General features: G+C 70.7%; 26 protein-coding genes. 21 read left to right on the forward strand and 5 right to left on the reverse strand.

Annotation, left to right across the window (positions count from 1 at the left end):
• The first annotated feature begins 24 nt into the window (after positions 1–24).
• From B7K21_RS06400 to B7K21_RS06410, 3 genes are all read left to right on the forward strand, one after another.
• Entirely contained in the window at positions 25–1,302 is a 1,278-nt protein-coding gene (locus B7K21_RS06400; RefSeq protein ID WP_159448432.1) for an MFS transporter, read from the forward strand.
• 109 nt (positions 1,303–1,411) lie between these two features.
• Complete coding sequence (locus B7K21_RS06405; RefSeq protein WP_084074351.1) at positions 1,412–2,635, forward strand: Fic family protein; 1,224 nt, start codon at positions 1,412–1,414, stop codon at positions 2,633–2,635.
• A 128-nt stretch (positions 2,636–2,763) separates the two neighbouring features.
• On the forward strand, positions 2,764–3,330 hold the full coding sequence (locus tag B7K21_RS06410) for a VanZ family protein (protein ID WP_084074352.1): 567 nt from the start codon (positions 2,764–2,766) through the stop codon (positions 3,328–3,330).
• Positions 3,331–3,341: 11 nt separating this feature from the next.
• Here the strand turns inward: B7K21_RS06410 and pheA are convergent, their stop codons facing one another.
• From pheA to B7K21_RS06425, 3 genes are all read right to left on the reverse strand, one after another.
• Positions 3,342–4,274 carry a prephenate dehydratase gene (pheA, locus tag B7K21_RS06415; RefSeq protein WP_084074353.1) on the reverse strand — a complete coding sequence of 311 codons (933 nt, stop codon included), beginning with the start codon at positions 4,272–4,274 and terminating at the stop codon, positions 3,342–3,344.
• On the reverse strand, positions 4,271–5,122 hold the full coding sequence (locus B7K21_RS06420) for a glycosyltransferase (protein WP_084074354.1): 852 nt from the start codon (positions 5,120–5,122) through the stop codon (positions 4,271–4,273). The genes pheA and B7K21_RS06420 overlap by 4 nt, the downstream gene beginning before the upstream one ends.
• Before the next feature lie 84 nt (positions 5,123–5,206).
• A complete protein-coding gene (locus B7K21_RS06425; RefSeq protein WP_084074829.1) occupies positions 5,207–6,034 on the reverse strand; it encodes a DUF5926 family protein in 828 nt (275 codons plus the stop codon).
• A 34-nt stretch (positions 6,035–6,068) separates the two neighbouring features.
• Here B7K21_RS06425 and pgm point away from each other — a divergent pair, with 34 nt between their 5' ends.
• From pgm to B7K21_RS06480, 13 genes are all read left to right on the forward strand, one after another.
• A complete protein-coding gene (gene pgm / locus B7K21_RS06430) occupies positions 6,069–7,742 on the forward strand; it encodes a phosphoglucomutase (alpha-D-glucose-1,6-bisphosphate-dependent) (RefSeq protein ID WP_084074355.1) in 1,674 nt (557 codons plus the stop codon).
• A 180-nt stretch (positions 7,743–7,922) separates the two neighbouring features.
• Entirely contained in the window at positions 7,923–8,639 is a 717-nt protein-coding gene (locus B7K21_RS06435) for a hypothetical protein (RefSeq protein ID WP_084074356.1), read from the forward strand.
• 60 nt (positions 8,640–8,699) lie between these two features.
• A complete protein-coding gene (locus B7K21_RS06440; RefSeq protein ID WP_084074357.1) occupies positions 8,700–9,548 on the forward strand; it encodes a hypothetical protein in 849 nt (282 codons plus the stop codon).
• Positions 9,549–9,595: 47 nt separating this feature from the next.
• The gene (locus tag B7K21_RS06445) at positions 9,596–10,495 is read left to right on the forward strand and encodes a hypothetical protein (RefSeq protein WP_084074358.1); all 900 of its coding nucleotides are present in this window, start codon (positions 9,596–9,598) and stop codon (positions 10,493–10,495) included.
• A gap of 35 nt (positions 10,496–10,530) precedes the next feature.
• The gene (locus B7K21_RS06450; RefSeq protein WP_084074359.1) at positions 10,531–11,808 is read left to right on the forward strand and encodes an MFS transporter; all 1,278 of its coding nucleotides are present in this window, start codon (positions 10,531–10,533) and stop codon (positions 11,806–11,808) included.
• 331 nt (positions 11,809–12,139) lie between these two features.
• Complete coding sequence (locus B7K21_RS06455) at positions 12,140–13,006, forward strand: RimK family alpha-L-glutamate ligase (RefSeq protein ID WP_200806247.1); 867 nt, start codon at positions 12,140–12,142, stop codon at positions 13,004–13,006.
• A 152-nt stretch (positions 13,007–13,158) separates the two neighbouring features.
• On the forward strand, positions 13,159–14,235 hold the full coding sequence (locus tag B7K21_RS06460) for a TerC family protein (RefSeq protein ID WP_144016081.1): 1,077 nt from the start codon (positions 13,159–13,161) through the stop codon (positions 14,233–14,235).
• Between the two features lie 94 nt (positions 14,236–14,329).
• The gene (locus tag B7K21_RS06465) at positions 14,330–15,382 is read left to right on the forward strand and encodes a DUF4190 domain-containing protein (RefSeq protein ID WP_084074361.1); all 1,053 of its coding nucleotides are present in this window, start codon (positions 14,330–14,332) and stop codon (positions 15,380–15,382) included.
• A 70-nt stretch (positions 15,383–15,452) separates the two neighbouring features.
• A complete protein-coding gene (locus tag B7K21_RS12570) occupies positions 15,453–15,620 on the forward strand; it encodes a hypothetical protein (protein WP_159448433.1) in 168 nt (55 codons plus the stop codon).
• 192 nt (positions 15,621–15,812) lie between these two features.
• The gene (locus tag B7K21_RS12575) at positions 15,813–15,962 is read left to right on the forward strand and encodes a hypothetical protein (protein WP_159448434.1); all 150 of its coding nucleotides are present in this window, start codon (positions 15,813–15,815) and stop codon (positions 15,960–15,962) included.
• An 85-nt stretch (positions 15,963–16,047) separates the two neighbouring features.
• Complete coding sequence (locus tag B7K21_RS06470; protein ID WP_084074362.1) at positions 16,048–17,229, forward strand: MalY/PatB family protein; 1,182 nt, start codon at positions 16,048–16,050, stop codon at positions 17,227–17,229.
• The gene (locus B7K21_RS06475) at positions 17,226–17,801 is read left to right on the forward strand and encodes an alpha/beta hydrolase (protein ID WP_084074363.1); all 576 of its coding nucleotides are present in this window, start codon (positions 17,226–17,228) and stop codon (positions 17,799–17,801) included. Before B7K21_RS06470 ends, B7K21_RS06475 begins: the two co-directional genes overlap by 4 nt.
• A 9-nt stretch (positions 17,802–17,810) precedes the next feature.
• Entirely contained in the window at positions 17,811–18,755 is a 945-nt protein-coding gene (locus tag B7K21_RS06480; protein ID WP_084074364.1) for a phosphotransferase, read from the forward strand.
• A gap of 6 nt (positions 18,756–18,761) precedes the next feature.
• Here B7K21_RS06480 and B7K21_RS12580 read toward each other — a convergent pair whose 3' ends face one another.
• Positions 18,762–19,592 (reverse strand): siderophore-interacting protein, encoded by an 831-nt coding sequence (locus B7K21_RS12580; RefSeq protein WP_159448435.1) that lies wholly within the window; start codon positions 19,590–19,592, stop codon positions 18,762–18,764.
• 186 nt (positions 19,593–19,778) lie between these two features.
• Here B7K21_RS12580 and B7K21_RS12585 point away from each other — a divergent pair, with 186 nt between their 5' ends.
• From B7K21_RS12585 to B7K21_RS06500, 3 genes are all read left to right on the forward strand, one after another.
• Positions 19,779–20,375 (forward strand): hypothetical protein, encoded by a 597-nt coding sequence (locus B7K21_RS12585; protein ID WP_159448436.1) that lies wholly within the window; start codon positions 19,779–19,781, stop codon positions 20,373–20,375.
• A gap of 114 nt (positions 20,376–20,489) precedes the next feature.
• The gene (locus B7K21_RS06495) at positions 20,490–21,008 is read left to right on the forward strand and encodes a copper chaperone PCu(A)C (protein WP_084074367.1); all 519 of its coding nucleotides are present in this window, start codon (positions 20,490–20,492) and stop codon (positions 21,006–21,008) included.
• Entirely contained in the window at positions 21,009–22,226 is a 1,218-nt protein-coding gene (locus tag B7K21_RS06500; protein WP_084074368.1) for a Dyp-type peroxidase, read from the forward strand.
• Between the two features lie 31 nt (positions 22,227–22,257).
• On the opposite strand, the gene B7K21_RS06505 is transcribed toward B7K21_RS06500, so the two are convergent.
• Entirely contained in the window at positions 22,258–22,683 is a 426-nt protein-coding gene (locus B7K21_RS06505) for a hypothetical protein (RefSeq protein WP_084074369.1), read from the reverse strand.
• Between the two features lie 88 nt (positions 22,684–22,771).
• On the opposite strand from B7K21_RS06505, the gene B7K21_RS06510 reads away from it, so the two are divergent.
• Complete coding sequence (locus B7K21_RS06510; protein WP_084074370.1) at positions 22,772–23,659, forward strand: hypothetical protein; 888 nt, start codon at positions 22,772–22,774, stop codon at positions 23,657–23,659.
• Between the two features lie 3 nt (positions 23,660–23,662).
• Entirely contained in the window at positions 23,663–24,592 is a 930-nt protein-coding gene (locus B7K21_RS06515; protein ID WP_084074371.1) for a phosphotransferase, read from the forward strand.
• Positions 24,593–24,606 lie beyond the last annotated feature (14 nt).

Raw genomic sequence — 24,606 nt, forward strand, 5'->3', positions numbered from 1 at the left:
GCAGTCCCCAGCCCAGGAGGAAGCATGCCCGACGCCGCACGCACCGACGCCGTCCCGCTCACCTTGAACAAGCCTCGGCTGGTGACGCTCGCCTCAACGCAGCTCGTCGCGGGCATCGGCGTGGCGGCGGGCGTCTCGGTGGGGGCGCTGCTGGCGGAGGAGATCGCGGGCACGGCGGCCTGGTCAGGACTTCCGCAGACGGCCATGGTGCTGGGCTCGGCGCTGGCCGCGGTGCCGCTTGCGCGACTGGCGGGGGCACGGGGCCGGCGCCTCGCCCTCGCCACCGGGTACGGGCTCGCCGCCGTCGGAGCCGCGATCGCTTTCACCGGCGGCGCCGTGAGGATCCTGCCGCTGATGCTGCTCGGCATGTTCCTCACCGGCGGCGGCATGGCCGCCGGGCTCCAGGCGCGCTTCGCCGCGACCGACGGCGTGCCCGACCACGCACGAGGGCGAGTGCTGAGCGTGGTCGTGTGGGCGTCGGCCGTGGGAGCCGTGGCGGGGCCGAACCTGCTGTCGCCCGGCACGAGACTGGGCGAGGCGCTCGGCGTCACCTCGCTGGCCGGGCCGTGGCTGTTCGCGGTCGCGTCCCTGGCCGTCGCAGCCGTGGGGATCGCGCTGCTGCTGCACGACCCGAGGCCCGCCGCGCCGCCTGCCCCGCGCAGCATCGCCAGGACCCTCAAGGACATCTGGGCCCACCCGTCGGGCAGGCTGGGGCTGACCGCCATGGCCACCGGTCATGCGGTGATGGTGGGCATCATGGCGATGTCGAGCGTGCACCTGCATGGGCACGGCTCGACGCTGACGTTCGTGGGCATCGTGGTGAGCGCGCACGTGGCCGGGATGTACGCGCTGGCGCCGCTGTTCGGGTGGATGACGGACCGCATCGGGCCGTGGGGTGCCGTGGGGGTGGGCGCCGGTCTGCTGCTCGTGGGAGCGGGACTGACCGCGGCGTCGGGCAGGATCGATGCGAGCGGCGGCATGCACTCCTCGGCCGAGGCCTTCGCGACTGCGGGGCTGGTGCTGATCGGCCTGGGGTGGTCCGCCGCGACCATCGCGGCCGCGACGCTCGTGTCCGTGCTGTCGCACGAGGGCACAGCGAGTCCCACGGACGTGCAGGGCGTCGCGGACCTCACGATGGGCATCGCGGGCGCGTCCGCCGGTGCCCTTTCAGGAGTGGCGCTGGCCGCGTGGGGCTACGACGGTCTTTCCATCGCCGGCGCCGTGCTGCTGGTGCCGCTCGTGTGGGAGCTGGTGCGCGCGCGTCGGCTGGATCGGGCGCACACACGGGTGCTCGAAGGGTAGGTTCTCGCAGCGCGGAACCATCAGCACCCTCGATCATCACCCTTCCTTATTCAAGGTTAATCACCTATCCTTGAATAAGAGATGACGCCGATCAAGGTTGGAGGCTGCAATGCCACAGGACGCGGGAACCCGCGGGGACGCCACGTGGCCCGCGATCTCGCACGAGAACGTCCCCTGGAAACTGCCCGCCGAGTTGCAGGGAACCGTGCCCATCCGTCAGGTCGTGAGCCTCGAGGCCCGCACCTACCCCGCCGCAGTTCCTGCAGCCATCGCGAGCCTGAACCCAGCCGATTCCCTCACGCGCGCAACGATCGAGAACGCCGCCGAGGCCGCAGCTGAGATCGCCGCGTTTGACAAAGAGACGACCGCTCTTACTGTGCCGATGCCCGCGATGCTGCTCCGCACCGAGTCCGCATCAAGTTCCCAGATCGAGCACCTCACGGCGAACTCGCGCAACCTCGCGACCGCCGCACTGGGCCTGGCCGCAGGCCAGAACGCTTCCCTCGTGGCAGACAACGCCACCGCGATGACCCGAGCACTATCCACGACTGGCGCGCTGACACGGGCCCAGATCCTTGAGATCCACGCCACTCTGATGGCGCGCACCGATCCTGACATCGCCGGTCGGTTCCGCACCGGCCCCGTCTGGATCGGGCGCCCCGATCTCAGCCCCCATGGCGCGGACTTCATCCCTCCCCAGCACACCCGCGTCGACTCATGCATCGATGACCTCGTCGCCTTCGCGGGACGTCGGGACATCAACGGGCTCACCCTCGCCGCGGTCGTGCACGCCCAGTTCGAGACGATCCACCCCTTCTCCGACGGCAACGGGCGCACGGGACGCGCGATCGTCCACTCCCTGCTCCGCGAGACCGGGCACGCGACGCATACGACCGTTCCCGTCTCAGCCGGCCTCCTCGGCAACGTCGAAGGCTACTTCGCCGCTCTGACCGCCTACCGCGAGGGCGACTGCGACAGGATCGTCGACACCTTCACCACTTCCGCCTACCGAGCGATCGCCAACGGCCGGCAACTCGCTGAGGCGACGCGCGCCATCCACGAGGCGTGGCGCGAGCGGATCAAGGCCCGCGCTGACTCCGGCGCGTGGCGCCTCGCCGACCACCTCTTCGCACAACCCGTGATCAACTCAGGCCACGTCGCCCAGCACCTCGGCTCGTCGCCCCAGGGTGCCTTCAACGCGATCCACACGCTCGTCGACGCGGGCGTCCTGACGCAGACCAGCAGGGTCCGCCGCAATCAGCTCTGGCAGGCGAAGGAAGTGCTCAACGCGATGGATGACTTCGCCGCGCGCGCCTCACGACGTTCGCTGTAGCCGGGTCCGAACCAGCCTGCCCATCCCCGAACGACGGGAACTACTTCACGGGATATGGGACGGTGACATACCCGTAGCCGCACGCGCAGCGAAACTCTGCAACTCACTCGAATCGAGGAGCCGCACGGATGACAGAAGCGATGAGAGCGCTCGACGGCTCCATGACTGTGGTCCTGATGATCGCGGGTGCGCTGTTGCTCCTGAGCCTCGCCGTACGAGGTATCTCGGCGAGGTACGCACACCGACCGCTCAGTTGGCGTGCCATCGTGTGGAGTGCCGCCATCGTGGGCTGGGCAGCCGCCGTTGCGTACATCACGCTCGTGGCAGGGACCACCACCTCGACTGGCTCACGACCCATCGAGCTAGTGCCAGGTGCGGGCATCGTGCAGCTTCTGACCGACAGTGTCTCAGTCGAGGTGCCGCTCGTACAGCTCGGTGGCAACGCGATGCTCTTCGCGCCTCTTGGAGTACTCCTAGCGCTCCGCCACTCGACCTCAGTCGCCCGGTGCATCGGGTGGGCCGCTCTCATCTCCGTCGCGATCGAAGCGGCACAGTTCGCGTTCGCACTGGGACGCGTCGCGTCAGTCGATGATGTGCTCGTGAACACGATAGGTGCGGTGGCCGGGTTCGCCCTCGTGCGCGTAATTCAGTACGTGATGTCAGCGAGTCACACGCGACTCAGCGAGAGAAGGTAGCGGAGCGGCCCCTATGCCAGGCCATCCCTGAGCGACGCGACCCACGCGGCCGCGTCCTCGAAGTCGCGCTCGGTGGTGCCGGGCGCGACCGCATGCGGCTCGCCGTGGAAGGCCGGGTACGAGCCGAGGAACAGCACCACGGGACACGTGCGCTTGAGGCCGATCAGCGCCTCTGCCATGCGCGACTCCGCGATGTGCCCCATGGCGTCCATGGAGAACGAGTACTCGCCGGGGCGGTCGCCGCGCGGGCGGGACTCGATGCGGCTGAGGTTCACGCCGCGCGCGCTGAACTGCTCAAGCATCTCGAGCAACGCACCGGCCTTGTCGCTGGGAAGGTGCACCACCAGCGTCGTCTTGTCGGCGCCAGTGGGCGCGGGCACAGAGCCGGGGCGCCCGATGCGCACGAAGCGGGTCATCGAGTTGGTGCGGTCGGCCACGCCCGATGCGATGGTCACCAGCCCCAGCGTCTCGCCCAGCCCGGGGGGCGCGAGGGCGGCATCGAACTCGGCGGAGCCGTCCGCGAGCGCGACGGCGGCCGCCGCATTGGAAGAGGCAGGGATCTGAAGTGCGCCGGGCAGATTCTCGGCGAGCCAGCGTCGGCATTGGTTGAGGCCGTGCGAGTGCGCGGAGACACGCTGAACATCCTCGATCGCGGTGCCGGGGCGTGCCGCCAACTCGAACACGATGGGCAGGACCACCTCGCCCAGGATGACGAGCGGCTCGCCCTCGGCGAGCGTGTCGAGCGTGGCCGTCACGCCGCCCTCGACGGAGTTCTCGATCGCGACGATCGCGTAGTCAACGTCGCCCGAGCGCACGGCACCCAGCGCCGAGGGGACGTCCACCATCGGCACCTTCTCAGCCGACGCGTCGGGCACCATCGCGCGCAGCGCGGCCTCAGTGAAGGTGCCGGCCGGTCCCAGGTACGCGTAGCGGGGCAGGGTCACGCCTTCTCCTCGTGGGTCAGGTGCAGCCGCTCGCCCACCACCTTGCCGGTGGTGGAGATCCCGGTGCGCATGCGCCGGGCCCCGACTGCCATCACCACCTCACGGTACTGGTCAGCCCTCCCTGGCAGGGTGCGCGCGGTGCCCGAACGTGATGCGCCCGCGATCTCACACTCGACCTCGGTCACAGTCAGGCCCGACTGGATGACGTCCAGCGTCATCGCGGGCTCCAGTCCGGAGCCGCGTGCGAGAGGGATCGACGCCTCGAGCGCCTCGCGCGTGAGACAACGAATCGAGCTGAGGGGCTGCAGCGGCTCCCAGTTCGAGGCGAGCTTGATCGCCTTGCGAGACGCCTTGGAGCTGAGACCCTGCGCGCGCGAGCCACCTGCGGTGAGCGCGATCGCCAGATCGCACACGCCCTCGACCACCGCCGGCACCAGCGGCGCGGCCCCGATCGCCTGATTGCCCAGGCGCCCATCGAGCAGCAGGATCGCGCGGGGCGTGCGACCCGGCTCGTCGCGCATCGCGATCACGGCCGCACCCGTCTCGGTCGCGGCGGCGCGCCCCGTGTGGTGCGGGTGTCGAACCACCACCGCGCCAGCCTTGCGCGCAAGGTGCTGAGTGTTATCAGTGGAGCCGTCGTCCACGACGAGCACGAGGTCCACGCCCGGGATGGCGAGCGCGGCACGCACGGTGGCGGCGATGCGTCGTGCCTGGTCGTGGGCCACGATGAGCGCGGCCGCCGTCTTCAACTCTGGCTTCGGCGCACGGGCGCGGGGGCCGCGCGAAGTCGTTCTCGGGGCACGCGGAGACGAGCGCTTGGCCGCCTTGGGCTCAGGTGCGTCGTCCACGGGACAAGCCTAGCGATCCTTGAGGGCGAGGCAAAGCACCTTTTACCCTCTCGTGAACGTTCTGTGACCTCCCGTGGCCGGGGATCAGCGGATGGTGACCTGGCGCGACACGAGTCCCGCACGTGCGCGGCGCTCGTCGGCGTTCAGCGGCGTCGTGTCGGCGATCGCTGCAGCGAGCACCGGAGCGAACGCCTTGGCCGGCTTCTCGATCTCCTCGGCCTCGGTGCCCGGCACCATCTCCCACACGGGAATCATGAGGCCGCCCGCGCGGAAAGCCCCGAGCAGCTTGGTGCCCTCCTCCAGCGCAGACTCACGCTTGGCCTGCAGGCGCGCGAGCGCGTCGAGCAGCACCTCCTCGTCCACGGGCTGGCCCCAGCGCAGGTACTCGCGCGCACCCATGCGGCACCAGTACGCGCCCTCCACCGACTCGAGCTTCACGGTCGGGAAGATGCCCGTGTTCGCCTCCTCGAGCGCGGCCTGCACCTCGGTGTCGCGCTCGCCCTCGGGCAGCCAGAAGTCGTAGCCCTCGTGCACCGTGACCTTCCACGGCACCGAGGTATCGAGGATGTCCTGCAGACGCGGGCCCGGCTCGAGCGCCCCCTGCACGGGCAGCAGGTCGCCCGGCTCGAGGTCCTCCGACGCGAGGATCGCCGCAGCGATGTCGCGCGAGGCGTCGCCCGACGTGGAGGTGCGGTGCATCGCCGCCATCAGCACGCCGTCCTTGCGGCGCATCGCCGGGCGGTCCAACGGCAGCACGGTCACAAGCAGCACCTCGGCGCCGCCGAACTCCTTGGTCAGCTTCACGGGGGCGGTCGCGGCGGGGACGATCTCGCGCATCGCGATGAGGTCCACCTCGCCTGGCAACCCCTCGAACGGACGCAGCACGAACGGGACGCGGTTCTTCTTGGCCATGGCATCAGGGTAGTCGGCCTGACACACTGACAGCATGCACGAGCGCGCAGGCACAGTTGCCCTTCCCGAGGACCTCATCAATGTCGACGCCCTGCTGGGCGACTACTACGACAAGGCGCCCGACCCGACGGTCGCGTCGGAGAGGGTCGCCTTTGGCACGTCCGGCCACCGCGGCTCGGCCTTCGACACGGCGTTCAACGAGGCGCACATCGTCGCCACGACCACCGCGATCGTCGAGTACCGCACCGCGCAGGGCATCGACGGGCCGCTGTTCCTCGGCAAGGACACGCACGCGCTGTCCGGCCCCGCGTGGGAGACGGCGCTCGAGGTGCTCGCCGCGCACGAGGTCATCGTGATGATCGATGCGCAGGGCGGCTACACGCCGACGCCCGCGGTGAGCCATGCGATCCTCGTGGCCAACGGCGCACTCGCGGAGAGCGGGCTGCGCACCTCGGGCAAGGGCCTTGCCGACGGCATCGTCGTCACGCCCTCGCACAATCCCCCGCGCGACGGTGGCTTCAAGTACAACCCGCCCCACGGCGGCCCCGCGGACACCGACGCCACCAGCTGGATCGCGAACCGCGCCAACGAGATCCTCGGCACCGGGTGGAAGCAGGTGCCTCGCATCTCACTCACGCGTGCACTCGGGGCCGACACCACGCGTCGCTACGACTACATGGCCACGTACGTGCGAGACCTGCCCTCGGTGATCGACATCGCCGCCATCAAAGAGGCGGGCGTACGCATCGGCGCCGACCCGCTGGGCGGAGCCGCGGTCGAGTACTGGGGCGCGATCGGCGAGGAGCACGGCCTGAACCTCACCGTGGTCAACCCCACGGTGGACCCGCGCTGGTCCTTCATGACGCTCGACTGGGACGGCAAGATCCGCATGGACTGCTCGTCACCCTCGGCGATGGCGTCGCTGCGCGGCCTCATGTCAGGCGCAGACGCGCCCTACGACGTCGCGACCGGCAACGACGCCGACGCGGACCGCCATGGCATCGTCACCCGCGACGGCGGCCTCATGAACCCCAACCACTTCCTCGCCACCGCCATCTCGTACCTGTACGGTGGCGCGCGCCCCGACTGGCCTGCCGGTACGGCGATCGGCAAGACCCTCGTGTCGTCGAGCCTCATCGACCGCGTCGGCGCCGACCTCGGACGCAAGGTTCTCGAGGTACCCGTGGGCTTCAAGTGGTTCGTGCCCGGGCTGTTGAGCGGAGACGTCGCGTTCGGCGGCGAGGAGTCCGCAGGAGCGAGCTTCCTGCGTCGCGACGGACGCGTGTGGACCACCGACAAGGACGGCATCATCCTGTGCCTGCTCGCCTCGGAGATCACCGCCACCACCGGCAAGTCCCCCTCGGCACTGCACCGCGGACTCGTCGACAAGCTCGGCGAGTCCTGGTACGCGCGCGTCGACGCCGCGGCCAGCAAGGAGGAGAAGGCCCGGCTCGGCGCCCTGTCACCTGAGCAGGTGCCCGCCACCACGCTCGCCGGCCAGGACATCACCGCCAAGCTCACGTCAGCCCCGGGCAACGGCGCCAAGATCGGCGGCCTCAAGGTCACCACCAAGGACGCCTGGTTCGCGGCCCGCCCCTCCGGCACCGAGGACGTCTACAAGATCTATGCCGAGTCCTTTCGCTCCGAGTCCCACCTGGCCGAGGTGCAGGGCGCGGCACGTGAGGTCGTGGCGGAGGCCCTTAGCTAGCCCCACACGCACCACACGCACGACCGCCCGCACTCCCCACCCTGCCGAAGTGACGGTCCAGCAGGGACGACGCGGCGTGTCTCGTCTCACGTTGCAACGTGAGCCGTCACTTTGGCGCGGCAAGCGGGGCAAAGCGACGCGGAATCGGGAAGCTGTGCCAGCGCCACCTAGGCTTGGCGCATGCTGCGTACCGCCCTCACAGCCCTGGCCGCGACCGCCGCCCTCGTGCCCGCGTCGGGAGCGTTCGCCGACACGGGCGGCGTGAGTCTGCCCGACTTCCCCGGCACGTGCACCGCCGAGTCCATCGCGAGCGCCGACGTCGCGTGCGACACGGGCCTCGTGGAGGTCACCCTCGCCTCGGACGGTTCCGCATCGTGGATGCGCGAGACCGGCTACCCGCGCCAAGCGTTCGAGGACTACCTCACCGAGTACGCGCAGTGGACCGACGGACTGGACGCCTACCTCGAGACCGAGCTCGCGTCAGTCGAGCTCGACGGCGCTGCGGTGGACACGATCGTTACCGACGACGCGGTGCGTGTCCGCATCACCACCGAGCTCGCGGCGGGCGAGCAGGCGCTGGTCATGGGAATCGCACTCGCGGAGGACGGAGACCTGTACACCGCGATCGACCCCGAGCAGGCGTACGAGGTGGACGTCTTCACCATCACCGCGCCCGGCGAGATCGTCGAGACCAACGGCTCCGTGCAGGGCATGACCGCCACGTGGACCGCCGACGAGATCGCCGCGCTCGACGAGATCTCGCTCCATGCCGAGGCCTCGGTGCCGCCCGCCGTGCCGGTGTGGGCCTGGTTCGGCCTGGGCGGCATCGGCGTGGTGCTGGGCGTCGCCATCTACTTCGGCTTCATGCGGCGCGCGCCGCAGCGCGACGAGGACTGAACTGGCCGATCCGTCCCCAGGCCCTCCCGCCACACGGCCCGCTGTGGAAGGGTGGTGCCCATGAACACGACCCTCGCCCGCGCCTCCAAGGCGCTTGCCGTCTCCGCTGTCACCGCGCTCGCGCTCACCGGCTGCATCAAGGTCGACTTCGACCTGGCGCTGCAGTCCGACGACACCGTGGACGGCTCAATCACCTACGCGGTCGCCGAGGGCACCGGCGAGTTCATGTCGACCGAGGACGAGACGTACACCGACGAGGAGGCCGCCGAGGCGCTCTTCGGTGACCTCGCGGCCGAGGACTACGAGAACGGCGAGGTCAGCAGCTACGCCGAGGACGACTGGGTGGGCAAGACCGTGACCTTCGAGGGCGAGACGCTCGACGGCTTCGCGCTCGACGAGGGCTCCGATGGCCTCACGATCGTGCGCGAGGGCGACGAGTTCGTCGTGTCGGGGCCGTACGACACGAGCGGCGAGCTGGGCGAGGCTCCCGCGGGCGCCGAGATGACGCTCTCGATCACGTTCCCCGGAGCCGTGAGCGAGTCCAACGGCGAGCTCAGCGAGGACGGTCGCACCGTCACGTGGAACCTCCTCGACGCCCCCGAGACCATCGACGCGCGCGGCAGCGCCGTCGCCGGCGGATCGATGCCGTGGCTCATCCCTGCGCTCATCGTCGCAGGCGTGCTCGTGCTCGGCGCCGTGGTTCTCGCGCTCGTCCTGATGCGCCGCAAGCCCGCCGCCGAGGCCGGCGCAGTGGAGACCGACGCCGCACCCTACGTCGCCGCGCCCGAGGCGGGCACCGCCTTCGCTCCAGCCGACGTGGCGACCGAGGCGCCCGCCGACGCACCGGACACCACCGAGCCCGAGTCGCCGTCCGACGACGCCGCGCCCGAGGACAAGCCCCAGGCTTGAACCGGCGCGCCACTCGACGCGGTCGCGACGTGAGGCACCATGGACGCATGACCCGCACCCTCGCGCGGCTCGGAGCAGCCGCCATCGTGACCCTCGCGCTCGCGGGATGCGTCCGTGTGGACACGGACACCCAGATCCACGCTGACGACACGTTCAGCCAGCACGCGGTGATCGCGTTCGCGCCTGACCTCATGGGGCAGCTCGGCGACCTCGTCGGCGACGTCCCCGCAGGCACGCCGCTCGACGATCTCGACCCCGGCGATCTGTACTCGCAGCTGACAAGCGACCCCGACGTGGCCGCCGCGCAGGAGCAGTACCCCGGTCAAATCGAGATCGAGCCATACGACGACGGCGAACTCGAGGGCATCGAGCTCACGCTCACCGACCTGCCCCTCTCGCTCTACGAGGAGGGCGTTGCCGACGTCGCTGGCGGGCTGGGCGCGTCCGGAAGCATCGAGCACACCGACGGGTCCTTCATCCTCACCGTTCCCGCGGACCCATCCCGCGACGCCTCCGCAGCCGGCGCGACCGCCGGCAACCTCGCCCTCATCGAGGGCGCGGTCGACGTCTCCATCGCCTTCACCTTCCCCGGTCTCGTCACCGAGGCCACCGCCGGCGAGATCGAGGGCCGGACCGTCACCCTTGGACTTGCCGACCTGCTCGACGGCGACGAGATCCGCATCGTCGCAGGCGACAGCGCCGAGATCTACTGGCGCCCCATCCTCCTGTGGGGCGGCATTGCGCTCGCAGCCATCGTGGTCGTCGGCGGCGCGACGCTCCTGATCCTGCAAGACGTCCGCGCCCGACGCCGCAACGCCCTGCCGCCGCCCGACGCGTCGGGCACCTCCCGCGTCGGCATGCTCAGCGGCGAGGCGGACGCCAGCGACGTCGCGTCTGAGGACGACCCCGCCGGAGCCCCCGAGAAGGGCACCGACGAGCGCGACTGACGACCACATCGGCCGCATCTGAGACGATGGCGGGCGTGTTCGCTCCCTACCGCCGCATCCTCGCTCACCCCGGCGCCAAGCAGTTCGCGCTCGCGGGCCTGCTGTCACGATTCCCGATCTCGATGTTCAACCTCGCTGTCATCCTTCTCATCGAGGGCACCTATGGCAGCTGGGAGATGTCGGGCCGCGTCGCCGCGATCGGCGTGATCGCGTGGGCCGCGCAGTCGGTGCCCACGGCTCGGCTCGTGGACCGTGTGGGGCAGCGGCGCGCGATGTGGCCCCTCACGGCGATCGTCGTGCTCGGCGCAGCGCTCACCCTCACCACCGCGCTGTCGCAGGGACCGGAGCCGCTGCTGTGGCTCGGAGTCGTGCTCGGCTCGTTCCAGGGACCGCTCGGTTCACTCACCCGCGCCCGGTGGTCGCACCTGCTCGCAGGCGACGATGGCAGGGGCGACGACGACGTCCACACCGCGTTCTCGCTCGAAGGAGTGCTGGACGAGGTGCTGTTCGTGCTCGGTCCCACCGTGGTGACAATCCTCGCCACGACCGTCCACCCGGCGGCGAGCCTGATCCTGGCAATCGGTGGCCTCCTGGTCGGCATGACGCTGCTGCTCGCTCAGACCGAGACGGAGCCGCCCGCGCGCGGTGCCGACGGCGGTGCCGGCCTGGGGCTGCGCGTGCCTGCGGCAGTGATCGCGGTCGGGGTGCTCACGGCGGGAGTCGGAGCGACCTTCGGTTCGCTCGACATCACCACGGTGGCGTTCGCGGACGAGTCGGGGTACCCCGCGCTCGGAGGGCTCATCATCGGCGTCATCTCGGGCGGCTCGTTCGTGGGAGGACTGCTGTACGGGGCGCGCCGGTGGCGCACCGCCCTGTGGATCCGCGTGGTCGCCATCGGCGTGCTGTTCGCCGCGGGGTTCGCGATCATCGCGCAGATGCCCACTCTCGCGCTGTACACCGCGGTGGGCTTCGTCGCCGGCGGCACGATCGCACCGATGCTCGCCTCGGCGGACACCGTCGTGCAGCGCGTCGTGTCCCAGGCGCAGCTGACGGAGGGCATGGCCTGGGTCCGCATCGGCATGGGCGCGGGGGTCGCGTTCGGAGCGTGGGCTGCGGGCCGCGGCATCGATGCTGCGGGCCATTCCGCAGGCCAGGAGGTGACGGCATGGGCGGCGATCGCGGTGGCGACTCTCGCGCTCGCTACCGCATGGTGGGTGCGGCGCGACACTCTTGCCGCCCGGCCCCGTGGCGGCGAGCAGGAGCTGCCGCCCGAGGCACACGTGGACGGGCCTCCCCTGCCGCCCGCGCTCTGAGCCAGGGGCTGCGATTCTCCCCAGAATCCGGGGACCAAGGTCCCGCGACGAGCCCAGATCGCAGTCGTAGTGTCTATGACAACAGACGTGAGGGAGCCTGAGGCTCCTGACATAGAACGTGGTCCGGACGGTCATCCGGGGACTTGACCGTCCGGACCGCACCCTTTCTGGCGCCGAGACCTCTCTCCCTCCCCTGAGGTCCGGCGCCAGAGGTGTGTCCGGGGTCATGACAGCGTCGTCGCCCGGATACGGCCCCACCCAGCGTCCGGCCGACAACCCCTCAGCTATGGGCCCGGCGCGGACTCCATCTCGGGGGCGCTAGCGTGTGCTCGTGAACCGGATCGCCCTTGCCACCACCCGTGACCTCGTTGAGCTCGATGCGGATGACGAGGCCCTGCTCGCAGCGCTCCCGGAGGCGAGCCTGGCGGCCTGGGAGGACGACGGCGACTGGGCGGCATATGACTTGGTGGTGCTGCGCTCGCCGTGGAACTACATCGACCGTCTCGACGACTTCCTCGCGTGGGCTGAGCGCGTGTCGCGCGTGACGCGCCTCGCGAACCCGCTCGAGGTGGTCCGGTGGAACACGGACAAGCGCTATCTGGGACAGCTCGCCGCGGCGGGCGTCCCCGTGGTGCCGTCCGTCTTCGTGGCGCCGGGCGAGCAGGTGCCCGACGCGGCGGTCACCGGGCACGTGGTCGTCAAGCCGACGGTGGGGAACGGCTCCAACGGCGCGCTGCTCGTGCGCGACTCGCCTGAGGCCGCGCTCGCGCACGTCGAGGAGCTGCACGCGCTCGGCCGGAGCGCGCTGGTCCAGCCGTACCTGGAGCAGGTCGACACGCATGGCGAGCGTGCGCTCGTGTTCCTGGGCGGCGAGTTGTCGCATGCGGCGACGAAGGGCGCGATCCTGTCGCGCGCCGTCACCCGCTCCACCGGCGTGTATGCGGATGAGCAGATCACGGCGGCCACCGCGTCGGATGCCGAGCGCGAGGTCGCCGAGCAAGTGCTGCGCGCGGCAGCCGAGATCCTGCCCGCGGCGAGGGACCTGCTGTATGCGCGCGTCGACCTGCTCCCCACCGCGGAGGGCCCTGTGCTTCTCGAGCTGGAGCTGACGGAGCCCAGCCTGTTCCTCACGTACGCGGACGGGGCGCCCGAACGCACGGCCGCTGCCATCCGCGCCCTCGCCGCTGCACCCGCGTAGACGGACCGATCCACGAGCACGTACCCTCTTCCCACGAGGGGAGTACTTCCCAAGTTCCGTCCCGGTCAGTACGAGGCTCCGATGAGCCTCCCGGGCGGGCGCCGCTGCTGCGGTGAAGGAGACCTCAGGAGCGCTTCATCCTGAGGAGACCCATGTCCCCGTTCCTTCCTGCCGCCGGCGACGAACTGACGACCGACATCGCCACGATCGCGACGCCCAGCCTGTGGTTCATCACCATCGCGGCGGTCATCGCGCTGCTGATCTTCGACTTCATCGTCACGCGCAAGCCTCACGAGGTCTCCTTCAAGGAGGCCGTGGGCTGGAGCGTGTTCTACATCGCGCTGCCGCTGCTGTTCGGCGTGTGGGTGTGGCTCGAGCACGGCGGCGACACGGCGTCTCGCTACTACACGGGCTACATCGTGGAGAAGAGCCTGTCGGTCGACAACCTGTTCGTCTTCATCCTCATCCTGGCGGCGTTCGCGGTGCCGCGTGCGCTGCAGCAGCGCGTCCTGCTCGTAGGGGTCGCGGGCGCGATCGTGCTGCGTGGCATCTTCATCGCGGTCGGCGCGGGCCTGATCGCCACGTTCGACTGGACGTTCCTGCTGTTCGGCGCGGTCCTGCTGGTCACGGCCATCAAGGTGTTCCGTGATGCGCGCGCGGAGGAGGACGAGCACATCGAGCCAGGCGATCTGATGATCGTGCGCGTCATGCGCCGCGTGTGGCCTGTCACGCAGAGCTACCACGGCACCAGAGTCACGGTAAAGGAGGGTGCGCGCCGCGCGCTCACCCCACTGGCGCTGGTGATGGCGGCGATCATCGCGACCGACCTCGTGTTCGCCGTCGACTCGGTGCCGGCGGTGTTCGGCATCACGTCGGACCCCTATCTGGTGTTCGCCACGAACGCTTTCGCGCTGCTGGGTCTGCGCGCGCTGTACTTCGTGCTCGAGAACGCGCTGTCGAAGCTGGTGTTCCTCGGATACGGGCTGTCGCTCATCCTCGCGTTCATCGGCGTGAAGCTGGTACTGCACTGGGCACATGGCACGTGGGCCGGTGTGCCGACGATCCCCACCAACGTCTCGCTCGTGTTCATCGTGGCGGTCCTTGCCGTCACTACCGTCGTGTCGCTGCGGCATGTGCGCAAGCACGGTGAGGATCCCGCACTCGAGGCCGCGGCCGACGCGGTGGCGGAGTCGCCGCATTCGCCCGACGCGGGGCCCGGGGAGCGCTGAGAGACCTGCCTCACAGGGGCTTGGGTGGCGTCGCCGCTCGGCGCTAGAGTCGAGGCCGGTAGGGCGCGCGCGTGCGCCCGCGAAGGGGGCAGCCGTGGGCAAGGACCGGTACACCGACCCGAACGATCCGTGGGTCGCGCCCCCGCTGGACGATTCGCAGCCGCAGCAGTGGGCTCAGCCGCTTCCGGCGCAGCCCGCCGCAGCCCCGCCCGGGCAGTCCCAGGGCTACGACTACGCCGCGCCTCCCACGGGTCAGCCGTACGGCGCGGGTCCGACCCCGGCGCAGGGGTTCTCTTCGGACGGCCAGGGGTACGGCACTCCATACGGCACCGGACCGTATGGCGCTGCGCCCTACGGGTACGCGCAGCCGCCACGCACCGACAAGGACTGGATGGGCATCGCGAGCTTGGTCACGAGCCTGCTCGGTATCAGCCTGCTCGGCGTGATCTTCGGACATCTGGGCCTCAAGGCCAACCGCAACGGCGAGGCCAACAACCGCGGCATCGCGCTGGCCGGCACCGTGATCGGCTGGGTCGGTGTGATCGGCACCGTGCTTTTCGTGGGCATGTTCGCGGCCGCCGCTGTCTTCGCGAGCATCGACGAGGCGAACGGCTCGGCCGGTGGCGACACGGCCGTCGAGGACTTCTACGAGGATCCGTTCGCCGACGAGCCTCCAGTCGAGGAGACTCCCGCGTGGGCCGAGGACCTGGCTCTGCCCGGCGACGGCATCTTCGGGGAGGCCGAGGCGGACTCGTACTTCGTGATCTGGGTGGATGGCGTCCCAGATGAGGGCACGTGCCTGGCGCCGTCGCTCACGGCGGGGTACGACCTCGATGTCGTCGGCTGCGACGAGGGCCACGTGGCCGAGGTGTTCGTCTCGTTCTCGCTCGGCACTCAGATCCAGGGCGACGACCCGTACTCCGACGAGTCCTGGGACCACTACGAGATGGTCTGCGACAGCCAGTTCCTGTGGCAGCTGGGCGATGACGCCTACGACGGGCCCTACTCGTGGTGGGTCTTCGCGGCCTCCGAGGACGCCGACCCCACGCCGGATGACACCCTGCTGTGCGTCCTGTCGGAGGACTTCAGCTGGACCACGGGCTCGGTGCTCGAGGGCAACCAGTCCTCCGGCGGCCAGAACCTGTAGGTGCCTGACGCGGGAATCCCCGCCTGCGCGTCGGGGTTGTCCTCCACGTCCCCGACGTGAGGAGAGAGCCATGAGAAGGATGCTGGGACGCTGGGCCCTGCTGGCCATCGTGCTTCCGCTCGCCGCATGGGCCGTAGGCCGCGCGGCTGACGCACTGGAGAGCCGCCGGGGCGAGGATTCGAAGGTGGTCAAAGGTCTGCGCGTGGGCAAGACGGTCCTGAACCCGCGCTCCGCCTGACCCAAGCGAGTCCGATGCGGGCCGAATGCGCCCGTACTCACCCGAACCTGCGGCTATCTGTGGACAGCAGCGCACCTTGCCTCTACGATTGTTGGGGTTCCCAACAATCCTCGGGAACTTCAGCGCGCCCGCGATCCGCGGCAGCGCGCTCCCCGCCTCGCCGCCACCCGCGGCACCCGGAAGGACCCGACTGTGCCTGCCCCCCGTGATTCCGACGGCGCCACGGACGCTCCAATGGAGCCGATCCGCGAACGCCTCGAGCTGCCCGAGACCTTCGCCTCGTGGCGCGACTACGCCTTCAGCGGGCACCACGAGCACGAGTCGGAGCAGCAGCAGGGCTGAGGCCCCCTCGCGACCGCCGTCGCCGCGCCAGACGAGTGCCGCCGCCTGAGATCCGGCACTCCGGAGCGCGCGTAGGCTCGCGATCATGAATCCGCTGACCGACCTCACGCTCGACCAGCTGCGCTCCCGCACCTCCGTGAAGTGGACGCGCTACGACGCCGATGCGCTGCCCATGTGGGTGGCCGAGATGGATGTGCTGCTGGCCCCCGCCATCCGCGAGACCCTCGAGCGCGCGATCCGGGACGGCGACACCGGCTACCCCGGCTCCGCCCCCATGATCGACGCCTTCGCGGGCTTCGCCGACCGCCGCTGGGGGTGGAACGTCGACGGCGCGGCCGTGCAGCCAGTCCAGTCCGTCATCACGGGGTACGTGGACGCCTTCCTGCTCGTGACAGAGCCCGGCGAGGAGATCATCGTCACGCCCCCGGTCTATCCGCCGTTCTACTCGTATCTCACGCAGGCAGGACGCGTGGTCCGCGAGGCACCGCTGACGGAGGAGCTGCGTCTCGACTTCGACGCGCTCGAGGAGGCGTTCCTCGCGGCGACCGCTCCGCGCGAGCCGGGCGGTCCTGCGCGCTCCGCGGGCTTCCTGCTGTGCAACCCCCACAACCCTGGCGGGGCAGTCCACACCCGCGCGGAGCTCGAGGCGGTCGCGGCTCTTGCGGCGACCCACGGCGTCCGCGTGGTCTCGGACGAGATCCACGCCCCGCTCGTCTACTCCGGCTCGACCTTCACGCCGTACACGACGGTCGCGGGAGGCGAAACCGGGCTCGCCCTGCACTCGGCGTCGAAGGCGTTCAACCTCGCGGCGATGCCCGGAGCGATGCTGGTCGCGGGCTCCGCGGCCGAGGAGTGGCTCGCCATCTATCGGAGCGGCACCCACCACTGGCCCACGCACTACGGCACGCTCACCGCGGCGGTCGCGTATGCCGAGTGCGACGCGTGGCTCGACGGTCTGGTGGCCGGTCTCGAGGAAAACCGCGATGCCCTCGCAGAGCTCGTTGCGGAGACGCTCCCGGGCGTCTCGGTGTCGCACAACCAGGGCACCTATCTGGCCTGGCTGGACTTCCGGGGCACCTCAGATGCGGGAGGACCCGACCTGGGCGACGACCCCTCGGAAGTGCTGTACCGCGACGGTCGGGTCGTCCTGAATCCGGGACCGTCGTTCGGCACCGGCGGGGCAGGGCACGCGCGGCTCAACTTCGCGACGCCCCCCGCGGTGCTGCAGGAGGGCGTGCGGCGCATCGCCACGGTCGTCGCACCGTGACGCACGTGCTCCTGCTGCATGGGCTCGGAAACGACCGCCCACGCGGCCACTGGCAGCGCTGGCTCGCGGGCGAGTTGCGGCGCAGGCGCACCCCGGTCCAGTACCCGCAGCTGCCGGATCGCGACGCACCGACGTTGCCGGCCTGGCGCGACGTGGCCGTGCGTGAGCTCGAGATGCTCGCGGAGACGAGCGGCGAGCGCGTGCTCATGACTCATTCGCTGAGCTGCGTGCTGTGGGCCCACCTGGCGCGCGATCTCCCTGCCGCGCTGGTGCCCGAGCGTGTCGCGCTCATCGCGCCGCCCTCACCGCTCCGCCTCCGCGAGCACGTTCCCTCGTTCCCTGTGGCTGACGCACGCGACCTGGGGATCACCGACACGAGGCTCGTAGCCCGCGAGCGCGACCCGTACCGCGAGGAGCCGTTTGAGGCCACGGCCGCGCGCTGGGGCGTCCCGTGGATCGGGCTGCCCGGCGAGGGTCACCTCAATCACGAGGACGGCCACGGCGCCTGGCCGTCGGCGCTGGCCTGGGTGATCACGGGCTCTGACCGGGCGTGGAGACTCGCACCGGGATAAGGTGTCGCCATGCCTGTGGGCTCAGTCCCGGACGCTGAGGTCCGGATCACCGATGACACCGTCGCGCGCCTGCTGGCCGCGCAGCACCCCGATCTCGCCTCCCTGCCGCTCGGCGAGCGGCACGAGGGCTGGGACAACATCACCGTGCGGCTGGGCGAGAACCTGGCCGTGAGGTTGCCGCGGCGCGAGCTCGCGGCGGACCTGTCGTCGCGCGAGCACCGCTGGCTCGGCAGCCTCGCCGCGACATGGGACTTCGCCGTCCCCGCCCCCGTCCGGCTCGGCACGCCTGGTGAGGGCTACCCGTGGGAGTGGGCTGTGGTGCCGTATCTGCACGGCGAACGCGTGTTCGACGCACCCCTCACTGACTCCGGCGCGAAGGAGCTCGGCCGCGCGCTCGCGCAGGTGCACGTCGCGGCACCGCCCGACGCGCCCCGCAATCCCGTACGGTCGGCACCGCTGTCGGACCGCGCCGAGGTGTTCGATGCTCGCGTGAACGCCCTGCTCGCGGCCCGCGACGAGCGACGCCCTCAACTCGACGAGGAGGCGGCGCGCACCGCTTTCGCGGCGGGTGCACGCGCGCCTCGCGAGGGCGAGACGTGGGCGCACCTCGATCTGCACGGCGGGAATGTGCTCAGCGACCGGGGTCGGCTCGCGGCGATCCTCGACTGGGGGGACCTCGGCGCGGGCGACCCCGCGACCGACCTGGGGCAGTCACTCACGCTCGTGGGGCGTCGGGCCTTCCGATCGCTGCTGGACGGGTATGCGAAGGCGGGCGGCGTTGCGGCGTCGCGGGGCTCGCTGCTCGGGGGCGCGACGATGACGGAGACGACCGCGCTGCGCGTCGAGGCGGAGGCGGTCGCATACGCGGTGACGCTGGCGTGCTTCGAGCGGTCGGTGCATCCCACCGCGGGGTGGGATGCACTCGTGGACCTCGGCTACGCGCGCGCGGAGTGAGCGGGGCTAGACGCCCATCTTGCGAAGGAACGGCTCGAGCTCGATCCAGTTCTCCTCGTCGGAGCGGTCTTCGCGCCAGATGGCCATGTACTGGTCCTTCTGCTCGTCGGTGAGGGCCTCCCACGCGGCGAGGGCCTTGGCCGCCTCGAAGTGCCAGTAGCCGACGATGCGCAGCAGCTTCAGTGGCACGCCCGCCTCATTGCGCAGGTACTGCCGGACGCGGCGCGACTCCTTGGACTCGCACGCAACCCACACGTAAGGCTCCTCGCCCGCGGCGAGCAGGGCGGGCACGATCTCGCGTGCCTCGTGCTCCATGACCGACGGCACGACTCCGTTGCCACCCAGGCGCCACTCGATCTCGACGTCCGCTCGCGAGGGGAGCTCGCGTGCGTCGTCCATCGAGGCGAGCTCGATGAGCACGGTGAATCGCTCGTCCTCGGAGGCCTCGGCGAGGATGCGGGCGATCGCGGGGAGCGCGGTGGCGTCGCCTAGGAGCACACGGCGGTGGGTCGCGGCCGGCGGCCGGTAGTACGCCTTGGGCTCGGAGACCGCGACGGTCTCGCCGGGGCGCACGGTCTGCGCCCAGTTGGCGCCGGGGCCGTCTCCGTGGATCGCGATCTCCATCTCGAATCCGTCGGAGAGCACGCGGCTCACGGTGTAGTGCCGTGCCGAGTGCCCGTCGGTATCGATCGTCTCGGCGCCCACCTCGACGTGCACGAACTCGTCACCGCGTCCGGTCGTGGTCCATGCGGACGGCGGGGTTGTCACACGCACGCGGATGAATCCGGGGGTGACTGTCTCCACTCCGGTGACGACGGTCGTGATCGAGGTCTCCATGCGTCCTTCCGGGGGCGGGGGCGAACGGCGGTGATGCCGCATCGGGGTTAGGCACACCTCACCACAATTTTGGCAACGCGTCAATGTCGTAATTCCCACACCCCTGACCAGCTGAGAACAGTGGGCGCACGCCGCGCTGCCGCGACTCCCGCGTGCACACCCCAGGGCGTATGCGATCATCGACCCATGCAGGTGTCCCCCGGCAGGAGGCTGACGCGCGCCGCCGCAGGCGCAGCCGCGTCCACCTTCGCCGCGCTCGGATCCCACGTGCTCGCGGGGGCGCCCATGCCGCCACTGTCCGGCATCCTCATCCCGCTCGCGCTCGCGTTCGCGATCTGCGTGCAGTTCGCGGGACGCGCCCGCTCGCTGTGGCGACTGTCGCTCGCCGTCGGACTCAGCCAGGCGGCGTACCACGTCGTCTTCAGCTGGTCCGCCGCTCAGGCGACCCTCGCGGTCGACTCGGCAGCCCACCACGTGGCTGCGGGCGACGTCATCGTCATCTCGCACGCGGGCCATGGCGGAGCCGAGATGAGCGCCGCGCACGTGGGCGCTGCACTCGCGACGATCATCGTGATGCGCCGCGCCGAGACCTCCTGGAACGCGCTCGCCGTCGCAGCCAGGGCTGCCGTGCACCGCATCGCCTCACGCTGGCTCGCGCCCGCACCCACCGTGTTCGCGCCTCTGCGCGCTTCGCTCGTCACCCCGCGGCCTCGCATCAGGGCGCTCGCCCCGGTACGGACTGGCCCTGCGGTGCTGCGCGGGCCCCCCGCGATCTCTCTCTGACCCACCCGCCCCCGCCGGCGCGCACCCATGCGCGCTCAGCGCAGGGCGCAGCGCCGGCACGCCTGGCGCACACCCCATCTTTGCGGCACCGCCGCCTGTTCAGAAGAGAGCCTCATGTTCACGTCCCCGCGCGCCTCGCGCCTCACCGCCCTGCTGTCCACCGTCGTGCTTGCCTCGTCCCTCGCGGCGTGCTCCGGCACCCCCTCCGCTTCAGACGACGGCATCGTCGTCACCGATGCGTGGGTCAAGTCCGTCGACGAAGGCATGACCGCCGCGTTCGGCGTCCTCGCGAACACGACCGACGCCGACGTCACCTTGGTCGCTGCCTCCACGGATGCCTCACCGATGGTCGAGCTCCACGAGACCCTCACGGATGCCGATGGCTCATCGATGATGCAGGAAGTCGACGGCGGCTTCACCATCTCCGCGGGCGACAGCCTCACGCTCGAGCCTGGCGGCAACCACCTCATGCTCATGGGCATCACCGAGCCGCTGATCGCTGGCGACGACGTCACCCTCACACTCGAGTGGTCCGACGGCTCCACGCAGGAGATCGTCGCCGTGGTCAAGGACTACTCGGGCGCCCAGGAGGAGTACTCGCACGACGTGGATGGCATGGACGGAGAGAGCTGAGTGGGCGCCCCCGGTAAGCCTCGGACCGGCCCGAGCCGCCGCAGCTTCCTGCTCGGCGGCGCGGCCGGAGCAGCCGTCGGGGCGGTCGCAGGAGGTGCGGCCGCCGCCGTCGGCATGCCCGACGCAGCGGCCGGCTCCGACGGCGCGCTCGGCTTGGCGCAGGTCCCCTTCCACGGACCGCACCAGGCGGGGGTCGCGAGCGCGCCTGCCGCCCACGTCACGATGCTCGCGTACGACCTCGTGCCGGGGACGACGCGGGAGGACCTGCGTCGGCTCATGCGACTGTGGACCGACGACGCACGGCGCCTCACATCTGGTGTGGCACCGCTGGCAGACTCCGAGCCGGAGCTGGCGTCACGCCCCGCGCGCCTGACGGTCACGGTCGGCTGGGGTCCCGCAGCGGTCGCGCTCGCCGGGGGCGACCCTGCCGTGCCGACGTGGCTGAAGCCCCTCCCGCCGTTCTCGATCGACGCGTTGGAGGAACGGTGGTGCGACGGCGATCTGCTGCTCATGGTCGCCGCCGACGATGCTCTCGCGGTCTCGCATGCGTGCCGCATGCTCGGCAAGGACGCTGCACGATTCACCTCGGAGCGTTGGCGTCAGTCCGGATTCCGGCATGCCGCGGGCACGCGGCGCGATGGTGCGACCATGCGCAACCTCTTCGGCCAGCTCGACGGCACCGAGAGCCCCGCGGTCGGTTCCGAGGAGCGAGCGGCGCGCGCGTTCATCACGGAGGGCTGGCTCGCCGGCGGCACGTCGCTGGTGCTGCGGCGCATTCGCATGGATCTCGACACGTGGGACGAGGTCGACCGCCCCGGGCGCGAGAACGCGGTGGGGCGGACCCTCGACACGGGCGCTCCGCTCACGGGCGGCGGCGAGCACGATCCTGTGGACCTCGAGGCGGTCGACGCGCGTGGCTTCCCGGTGATCTCCGATGTGGCGCACGTGCGCAGGGCTCGACCGGACGATCCGCGCCAGCGCATCGTTCGGCTCGGTTGGAACTACGACGATCCGCCCGAGGACGGACAGACCTCGAATGCGGGGCTGCTGTTCGTGTCTCTTCAGGCGGACGTGGACGCGCAGTTCGTGCCGATTCAGGAGCGGCTCGCACAGGCGGATCTGCTCAACACGTGGACGACGCCCCTCGGGTCGGCCGTGTTCGCGATCCTGCCCGGGTGCGACGAGCACGGCTTCCTGGGCGAGACCCTGCTCGGGTGACCGACGCGCCCGCCTGGCCCCGGCGTCGGGCCTAGAAGTCGCCCGGCGCCACCTGCAGGCACGTGAGGTGCAGCTCGTCGCGCCACATGTCCACCACGTGATTGCGGTCGTCGAGCACGCACAGCACGTCGTAGAACGGCGCGATGTCCCGCTCGTAGATCTCGCGCTTGACGATGCCGTCGCTTCGGTCGTCGTCGTCCGGGCGCAGGTGAAGCGCATCGTGGGGCACGGGCAGGTGCTCAGCGAGCCACTGCTCGGTCTCGGCGCGCGACAGGTCCTTGCGGCCCGAGACGATGATCACGGTGTGGCCCGCGGCATGCAGCGCGCGGACCACCTCGATCACGGGATGGTTCGGTGTGTCGAGGTGATACCCGGTGGTCGCGAACGGGTGGCGGTCGCCCATGTGGGCGAGCGTGCCGTCCAGGTCGACGATCACGGCGGAGCGCTTGTCTGTCACCTCTCCAGGGTAGTCGCGCGATGTGAGCCCGCTCACGCGAGGCGGGGTCCGACATGCTCCCGTCACATGACCGCATTAGCCTGCCCATATGACTGAAGCCACCCAGCGCCTCGTGATCAGCGACGAGCTGGTGCAGTCGCTCGTGCGCGACCAGTTCCCCGACCTTGCGGACAAGGAGATCGGCCGCCACTACGCGTTGCCCGATCACACCGCCGTGCGCATCGGCGACCACCACGGGCTCCACCTTCCGACGGTCCCCGGCCTCGACGAGTACTACGCGCGATCCGCCTCGCTCATCGCGCCATTCCTCGACACGTGGACGTTCCCGCTCAGCGCTCCTCGCCGCACGGGAACTCCGGGGCACGGTTTCCCGTACCACTCGGAGCTCGTGAACTGGATCAACGCGTCGACTGCGGGCTTCGTGCCGCTCGAACGGAGCGAGGCAGGCCCGCTCGGCGACGCGCTGCGCCAAGTCCACACCTCTACCGACGCTCCGTACGCGAACCCCACCTCGTCCGTGCCGCTCGAAGCGAAGAGCGACGCGGTCCGCGCGGCCATCGGCAGGACGATCGCCGCCGGAGGTCCCGAGAGCCGGACGCTCCGCGCCGAGGACGCCGCGTCGCTCTGGGCCGACGCGCTCGCCGCGACGGACGACCACGAGACGACCTGGACGCAGGGCTGGATCGAGCCGCGCACAGTGCTGTCCGATCAGGGGCGCTTCGCCGGCCTGCTCGTGTGGCGCTACTTCGCTGCCGGCGACCCCGGAAGCGACCTGGCAGGCGCGCTCGCGCTGCTGCCCACGGACTCGCACGACGACCTGCTCGCCGCGTACGGCGGAGTGTCGCCCACGGCGCGCCGCCGCCTGCGCGGACACCTGCTCGTGACCTGCCTGAAGTGGGCCGCGGATCCCGACCCGTTCACCCAGCGGCTCGGCTGGCAGCGGCTGCTCGAGCTCGGCCTCGTGGACGAGGGCTGAGACATGAGCGCCCGCGGCTCCGGCCCGAGCCCCGCCCGCACCTCGCTCGGCGACGAGTTCATCCGCGCGCTCCTCACCGAGCGCGCGCCGGAGTACGCACACCTGCCCTTCGGCCGGCGCTACGGCGACATGGAGGAGCACGAGAGCGTGCGGCTGGGAGACGAGTTCATCGTCGAGTTCCCGCGCGAGCCGCGCATCCCCTCGTGGGACCCCGCGGCGATGCAGCACCTCGCGGAGGCGTCGCGCGACTGGGACTTCAAGGTGCGGGTGCCGGAACGCATCTGCGAGCCCGCTCTCGGCTACCGGTACCGCTTCGAGATCGCCCGCTGGTTCGATTCGTCCACCGCGATCCGCTCGCCGCTGGCGACCGAGGCCGCGCGCGACCTGGGCCGCGCTCTCGCACAGATCCACGCGGCGCCCACCCCCGGCGCGCCGATCCACGACGCCACCGGCGCTCCGCTCCCGTGGCGCTCCGCGATGACCTTCGAGCGGCTCGAACGCGCACGCGGGCTGCGCTCGCCGGAGGGTCGCGAGGTCGACGACCCCGCGGTGCGCGACGCCTGGGAGAGCGCCGTCGCCGCCGGCACGCCCCTCGCGCGCACCTGGATCACCGGCTCCATGGACCCTCGCCTCGTGATGGCGAGCCACGGCCGCTTCGCCGGGCTCGTGTACTGGCGCGAGTACTCGGTGGGCGATCCGGTCAACGACCTCGGTGTCGCGACGCTGCTGTTCGGCCCCCGCGGCACCGACCTGCTGCTCGAGGGCTACGGCAAGGACAGCGAGGATCTGCGGCTCCAGATGCGCGCCGTCGGCATCAAGCGCAGCCTGCTGTACATCCAGTCGAGCAACCCTGCCATCAGCCGGCTCGGCTGGACCAGGCTCGGCGACCTCGGCGCGCTCACCGAAGGCCAGCCCGACGCCGTGGCGACGTAGCGCGCGGACCCGAC

The sequence above is a fragment of the Demequina sp. NBRC 110052 genome, from assembly GCF_002090075.1.
Classification (GTDB): domain Bacteria; phylum Actinomycetota; class Actinomycetes; order Actinomycetales; family Demequinaceae; genus Demequina.